At 47.2% G+C, this 7,291-nt stretch carries 5 protein-coding genes and 1 pseudogene; 5 read left to right on the top strand and 1 reads right to left on the bottom strand.

The window, feature by feature from the left end; translation table 11 throughout:
* Positions 1–167 precede the first annotated feature (167 nt).
* The 5 genes and pseudogenes from rpsF to MC7420_RS18870 all read left to right on the top strand — a co-directional run bounded on the left by rpsF (position 168) and on the right by MC7420_RS18870 (position 4,742).
* Positions 168–478: pseudogene (gene rpsF, locus MC7420_RS18890) on the top strand (30S ribosomal protein S6).
* Positions 479–567: 89 nt separating this feature from the next.
* Positions 568–1,266, top strand: a complete 699-nt coding sequence (locus MC7420_RS18885) for an MBL fold metallo-hydrolase (RefSeq protein WP_006102217.1) — start codon at positions 568–570, stop codon at positions 1,264–1,266.
* A 79-nt stretch (positions 1,267–1,345) separates the two neighbouring features.
* Positions 1,346–1,885 (top strand): rhodanese-like domain-containing protein, encoded by a 540-nt coding sequence (locus MC7420_RS18880; RefSeq protein ID WP_006102214.1) that lies wholly within the window; start codon positions 1,346–1,348, stop codon positions 1,883–1,885.
* Between the two features lie 81 nt (positions 1,886–1,966).
* Positions 1,967–2,809 (top strand): sulfite exporter TauE/SafE family protein, encoded by an 843-nt coding sequence (locus MC7420_RS18875; protein ID WP_006102286.1) that lies wholly within the window; start codon positions 1,967–1,969, stop codon positions 2,807–2,809.
* Between the two features lie 697 nt (positions 2,810–3,506).
* Positions 3,507–4,742, top strand: coding sequence for an LL-diaminopimelate aminotransferase (locus MC7420_RS18870; RefSeq protein ID WP_006102319.1), 1,236 nt, complete (start codon positions 3,507–3,509; stop codon positions 4,740–4,742).
* 237 nt (positions 4,743–4,979) lie between these two features.
* Here MC7420_RS18870 and MC7420_RS18865 read toward each other — a convergent pair whose 3' ends face one another.
* Positions 4,980–7,106, bottom strand: a complete 2,127-nt coding sequence (locus tag MC7420_RS18865; protein ID WP_006102260.1) for a serine/threonine-protein kinase — start codon at positions 7,104–7,106, stop codon at positions 4,980–4,982.
* Positions 7,107–7,291 lie beyond the last annotated feature (185 nt).

The following is a 7,291-nucleotide window of genomic DNA, read 5'->3' as shown; positions in this document are numbered from 1 at the left end:
GAAAGAACCCAGATTTGCCATAGAGTAAAGCAGTCAAATTTGCTCCTATCCTTGTTTCTTTGAGCGGGATAGCTTCTGGGTGAAAACGCTGTGGCTATCCCGAATCAGCAAAAGAAGCCCAATTGTCCATAAGGAGATGACCATTAGTGAGCGATAGTTACGAAAAGATGTACATCCTGCGTCGGATATGTCAGAGGAGCAGGTTAACCAAGCTGTGACCAAGTATAAAGATTTCCTGCAAGAGCAAGGCGGTGAGGAGATTGAAATCCAACATCGTGGTAAGCGTCGTTTGGCTTATCCCATCGAAAGACATCGCGAAGGCGTATATATCCAAATGAACTATAAAGCGCCCCCGATTCATGAGGCTCAGCTTCAGCGAGCGATGCGATCCCTACAAATTGTCCCCCATCTCCCAGACGTTCCACCGGAACGTCTCTACTACCCCCATCTCCCCCATCTCTCCCATATTCCCTCTTGACAGGTGTGTCTCGTGTGAGGTAAGTTAAATATAACTAAATAGCAATTTAGTTAATAAACAATACGAAACAGTCCAAGGGAGATGAGCTGATGTTATTTCGTCAACTATTTGACAGTGAAACCAGCACCTATACCTATCTCATCGCTGATTTAGCCACAAAAGCCGCGATTCTGGTCGATCCGGTCAAAGAACAGGTGGATCGCGATCGCAAACTCCTCGATGAGTTGGGATTAACCTTGCAGTATTGTCTGGAAACGCATATTCACGCCGATCACGTTACCGGAACAGCGCAACTGCGGGAGTTGACGCACTGTCAGGGTGTGGTTCCTCAAAATGCCTCGGCTGCTTGTGCTGATCGCTTTCTGGCGGATGGTGAGGTGTTAATGGTGGGTTCAGTTGAGATTCAGGCGATCGCCACACCGGGTCATACCGATAGCCATAACGCCTACTTCGTGAATCGCGATCGCGTCCTCACGGGGGATTCGCTGTTAATTCGGGGATGCGGTCGAACTGATTTCCAAAGCGGTGATGCAGGCACATTATTTCATTCTATAACTCAAAAGTTATTTAATTTACCCGATGAGACGCTGGTGTATCCTGGACATGATTATCGCGGACATACCGTATCCACAATTGGCGAAGAACAGCAATGGAATCCCCGATTAGCGAATCGCGATCGCGCCAGCTTTATCGAATTGATGAATAACTTAAATCTTCCTGATCCGAAAAAGATGATGGAAGCGGTTCCCGCTAATGAACGCTGTGGCAAAGTAGCGGTGACAACATAAAAGAACAGGGATACCTGTAAACATCTACACCAATACATTGAATTAGACAAGTTTTGCACATAGATAAGGAGAAAAAATCATGGTTTTAGCCAATGCCAATAACCTACAAGAAATAGACGCCCAAACGTTAAAACAATGGCTGGATCGTCAACAAGTAATGCTGATTGACGTGCGGGAACCGGGCGAATATGCCAGCGAACATATTCCTGGGGCAAAATTAATGCCACTCTCTAACCTGAATCCCACCGGGGTTAAACCAGAAACCAATCAACAGGTTGTATTGTACTGCCAAAGCGGGAATCGCTCGAAACAAGCCGCCCAAAAACTCTTCGAGTCTGGATTTGAATCGGTGAATCATCTTCAAGGCGGATTACCCACTTGGAAATCTGCCGGATATCAGACTCAGGTCAATAAAAATGCGCCCATTAGTTTATTCCGACAAGTGCAAATTGTGGCAGGGACATTAGTGTTTACGGGAACTATATTAGGTGCGTTTGTCTCGCCTTGGTTTTTAATCTTGAGTGGTTTTGTTGGCGCAGGATTAGTTTTTGCTGGTGTGAGTGGAACCTGTGCCATGGGTATGTTATTGGCAAAACTACCTTACAACCAACGAGTTTAAATGTGATAGGTCACTGATTTAAGGTTGGTGGGCAATGCCCACCCTACAGGGTGTTGACATAAGACCAAGGACATAAGACAAATGACTACTTGGATAATTGGGCTAATTCTTGCTGCCGGAATTGGCATTAGTTTGGGGTTAATGGGGGGTGGCGGTTCAGTGCTAGCCTTGCCCATTTTAGTGTATGTAATGGGGGTGGAAGCGAAAAGCGCGATCGCGATGACATTGGTTATCGTGGGAACCGTTAGCCTGATTGGAGTTATCCCTCACTGGCGACGAGGGAATATAAATTTTAAAAAGGCATTTATGTTCGGTGCGGCGACGATGGTAGGCGCGTTTTTAGGGGCAAAGTTAGCCTTTTTTGTCAGCGGAACATTCCAGCTTCTTCTCTTTGCCGTAATGATGATTATTGCGGCGGGATTCATGATCCGCAAAAGCAGTAAACCGACTCAACCCGATAACGACTTGCAGTATTATCCTCAACCGGTGTGTAAATATTGTTGGGTGTGGATGCTAACTGAAGGGTTAGGTGTAGGCGTATTGACAGGTTTAGTTGGGGTTGGCGGTGGATTCGCGATCGTTCCGGCATTGGTATTATTAGGAAATACGCCGATGAAGGAAGCAGTGGGAACGTCATTATTAATTATTGCCTGTAACTCGGTGGCTGGATTTCTGGGATATTTGGGACAGGTTCCCCTAGATTGGGGGTTAATGGGTTCATTTATTGTGGTGGCAAGTGTGGGAATTATCGTTGGCGCATATTTGGCACAGTATGTCAAAGCCCAACAGTTACAGAAAGCCTTTGGTTATTTTTTAATTGCCGTAGCCGCGTTTATTTTAGTGCAAAATCGTCAGGTTTTCACATCTGGACAGAATCAGACGGATTCAATCAGAAAGCCAGGGGTTCAGATAGCTTATCGATAAATTTCAGGTTTGATGAATGTTCGTTGGCACTTGACTTTTTTTGTCGTTTCCGGTATTATTTCATCATGGGAAAATGTGCCGTCCTATAGACCCAAATAACCCCGAATCAGTAGGGTGGGTTAGGCGGTATTCAATAGAGAAAACAAATCCTTAAATTAAATATCCGCCGTAACCCACCAAGTTACCGTTGCTAACAGTGGAATAACAGAATATAGGGCTAAGTTTCCCCACTACGAACCCAAGCTAATCTACCAAATTATGCGTGCCACGCCAGTAGGGTGGGTTAGGCGGTATTCAATAAGCTGTTCGGCATTTAAACCTTAATATCAATAATGGCGAAAGCCATGTAGTGCGAGCATCTTGCTCGCTACTAATACCCAATTTAAATGCATGACAGCTTAGAGAAAACAAATCCTTAAATTAGATATCCGCCGTAACCCACCAAGTTATCGTTGTTAACTGTGTAAGTAGGTTGGTGGAAATAAACTCAACCTTATGAAGTTATGTTAACAAGCCTTAAATCCTGACAAATGACAAATGACGAATGACGAATGACGTAGCTTGCTTCTCGCGAAAGCGAGTTCCCCACCGTTAACTTTAATTGTCCCCACCTACTTATTCCTTGTTGCCTGTTGCCTGTTGCCTTTTCCGCTACAGTTAGCAGTAAGCTGGTTTACGGCGTTCGTCACAAGTGATTATGGCAACTATCAACGATAACTACCTGAAACTCAAAGCAGGCTACCTGTTTCCCGAAATTGCCCGCCGGGTGAATACCTTTGCTGAAGCTAACCCGGATGCCGATATGATTAAACTGGGAATTGGCGATGTTACCGAACCCTTACCCGAAGCCTGTCGCACGGCGATGATTCAAGCGGTAGAAGACATGGGGAATCGGGACTCCTTCCGAGGCTATGGACCCGAACAGGGGTATCCCTGGCTGCGGGAGAAAATCGCCACCCAGGATTTCCAGGCGCGGGGATGTCAGGTGGATGCGTCGGAAATCTTCATCTCCGACGGTTCTAAGTGCGATACGGGTAATATTCTGGATATTTTTGGCAAAAATAACAAAATTGCCGTCACTGACCCCGTATATCCCGTCTACGTGGACACGAATGTGATGGCGGGAAATACTGGAGAGGTGAATGAGAAGGGTGAATTTGAGGGATTAGTCTATTTGCCGATTAGTGCCGAGAATAACTTTACCGCAGACATTCCCTCTCAGAAAGTGGATTTGATTTATCTGTGCTTCCCCAATAATCCGACAGGCGCTACCACGACTAAGGAAAACTTGAAGGCGTGGGTGGATTATGCGAAAGCGAATGGGTCAATTATTTTCTTTGATGCGGCTTACGAATCGTTTATCACCGACGAGAGTTTACCCCATTCTATCTATGAAATTGAGGGAGCGCGAGATTGTGCGATCGAGTTTCGTTCCTTTTCTAAGAATGCGGGATTTACCGGAACTCGTTGTGCGTTGACGGTTGTTCCTAAAACTTTAACCGCGAAAGCATCGGATGGTTCAGATGTGGAACTTTGGAAACTATGGAATCGCCGCCAGTCTACTAAGTTTAATGGTGTCTCCTATGTTGTCCAACGAGGGGCGGAAGCGGTTTACTCAGAAGCCGGAAAAGCCCAGGTGAAAGCATTAGTTAGCTTTTATTTGGAAAATGCCAAAATTATTCGCCAGAAGTTAACGGAAGCGGGATTAAGTGTGTATGGCGGGGTTCATGCCCCTTATATTTGGGTGAAGACACCCAATGGTTTATCCAGTTGGGATTTCTTCGATAAGTTACTGCAAACCTGTTATGTTGTCGGAACACCAGGTTCCGGATTTGGGGCTGCGGGTGAAGGCTATTTCCGAATTTCGGCGTTCAATAGTCGGGAGAATGTGGAAGAGGCGATGAAGCGGATTACCCAGAAGTTTAAGGTTTAGTACGTAGGGACACGATAATATCGTGTCCTGATCTAAGTGGGCATTGCTCTTATCAAAATAATGGTGCGTTACGGCGACATTCCTATTAAAAGGATGATCAATATGATTGATTACGCCTAACGCACCCTACGGTTTTTGCTTGACCTGAATCATGGTGTCCTGATCCAGGCGATCGCGACTCTCCAAACTTATTGTGTGAAATCTCACGCCTTTATGGGATGAGTTTAAGTCAATCCTTTATTCCGCTATACCTTTATCAACTGAGATGTCCGATTCGGGGGGATTTTCCACCGTGAGATCAAGCTGATAATCAATCGGTTCATCCGCGTCAGATACCACAACAAACTCATAGAACCCCGATTCTGGTAATTCCCCAGAAAAGCTGTGCTGGCGTGAATCTTCCAGGAAGATTGTATTCCCTGTAGGACTATAGATCGATAATAAGGCATTGGGGGCGGTGGAGAGATTCACCTCCATTAACTGATCTGCCGCTAATTCGGCGGTAAAGGCTTTGCCTTCTCCAGGTTGCAGAGTTCCACTCATTTGTGTGCCCGTATCACCCGATTCAAAAATAATCCGGTCTAACGCCTCTCTGGATTGTAACGCCTTGACGGTATCCGCAACCGTGGCTTGCCAGATTTGACCTATAGGTTGATCCAGAAATTCCGATCCCGTTTCGCCTTCTTGTTTGGGGAAGATGCGGAAAAACCTAGCATCGGCGAGGTCATATAATGCCCGACTACTGACACGTAGACGATTGACTTGACGTTTCCAGCGATCGCGATCGCTCCCGTCATAACTGCCTAATTGTCGCTTGGCTTGACGACTCAGATCAAGCTGTTCAATCTGGGTGAGTACATTGGCTGCGATTCTATCCCAGGCTTCTCGCAGCCTAGCATCGTCTGGATCGGTACTTAATGGAACTCCCCGTTGTCTTGGATACTCATTCCAAAACGCTTCATCGACTAAACTGACATAAAAGTCATAATCGATACCCAGATTCATCCGTCGCTGTCGCAAGGCTTGCTTGCGTCGTTGTTCTTCCGGCGAAAAGTCGGAGGAGGGTTCAGGTTCGTCATCATCCTCTGGTGAAATCACTGGGTTCTCAAAGTCCTCTACAGTAGGCGTAGCATCGGGTTGATTAGATTGCAGTTGGCTATCAATCCAGAGATTACCCGCCCACCAGCCAAAAGCACCTGCTGCCAGAATTAACCCTAATACTAGGAGCAATTTCCCCAACCAGCCTAAGGCGGCGTTATTATTGCCACTGGGCGCAGCACTGGGCGCAGACCTCTGGGCAACAGGGGTAGGGGGGGAGGGTGGCGTCGGTGCAACCTGACCCGGTGAAACCGCTACAGTTGCTTGGGTTTGCGGTGATGGTGGCGGCGGTGGAGAGTATGCCTGTGGGGGGGAATGAGAATTCAGCATCTGTAAGACTTGGTTCGCACTTTGGGGGCGATTACGGGGATGGGGTTGCAGCAGTTGTTCGAGAACATGGCTGAGAGTAGGGCTAAGGGGAGTGGCACTAAAGTGCCTACTACGATCCCAGGTTAAGGTGTGGGGATCGATGAATTCAGAGGGTTCTTTCCCGGTGAGTAACACCAAAACTGTTGCCCCTAAAGCGTACAAATCGCTACTGGCAGAAACAATCCCCCCTTGCATTTGTTCGTGGGGGGCATAACCCACTTTACCCAAGCGCGTGGCGGTAGCTGGGGATGATGCCATCACCTGAGAGGCTACCGTAGCCGCGACTTGCTTCACTCCACCAAAATCAATCAGTACAGGCAATCCATCCTGTTGACGGATGATAATATTCTCCGGAGAAATATCTCGATGAATCACGCCGAGGGAGTGGATATAGTCCAAAACGGGGAGAATTTGGCGTAATAGTTTGAGAATTTCGGTTTCGTTAAACCGTAATCCCTGATTCCGACGTGCCTCCAAGATAGCCCGACAGGTTTGTCCAGCAATATAGTCCTGAATTAAAAATAGGCGTCCTTCTCCCTGCTTCTTCACCCGCAGCAGTTCTCGGAACTCCGGAATTTGGGGATGTTTCAGCTTATAGAGAACTCCAGCTTCCCGTTCAAACAGTTCTGAGGCTTTCTGTAAGGCAAAGGTGCCTTGCACTTGTGGGGCGAATTCCTTTAATACACAAGCTTCACCGAAGCGATTCAAGTCTTGGGCTAAATAGGTACGTCCAAATCCGCCATGTCCCAATTCCCGCACAATCCGATAGCGTCCCGCCAAAGCCAGTCCCGACTCCCTATTGCCATTTTCTGCTTGCTCCAGTTTCTCACCACAGTGGAGACAAAAGCGACTATTCGGGGGATTTTCGTGACCGTGAGAGCAATGTAAGGGCTTCATGAATCCAGAAGTGGGCGACGTGAGTGAAGAAGGCGGACGGTGGGCAAAAGAGGAATGACCACTAAGATCATTACATGGTTGTAATTGTAGCCTCTGGATTTTTCTGGACTTCTATCATGTCCGCGTCAACCTGCGGACTAGCGCCGTCTACTGAACTCGCGGCAGACTACTGGGGAGCCAGTCTA

This window comes from Coleofasciculus chthonoplastes PCC 7420 (assembly GCF_000155555.1).
GTDB classification, from domain to species: Bacteria; Cyanobacteriota; Cyanobacteriia; order Cyanobacteriales; family Coleofasciculaceae; genus Coleofasciculus; species Coleofasciculus chthonoplastes_A.
Note: the sequence above shows the minus strand (reverse complement) of the source record. Positions and strands in the feature narration are given on the sequence as shown.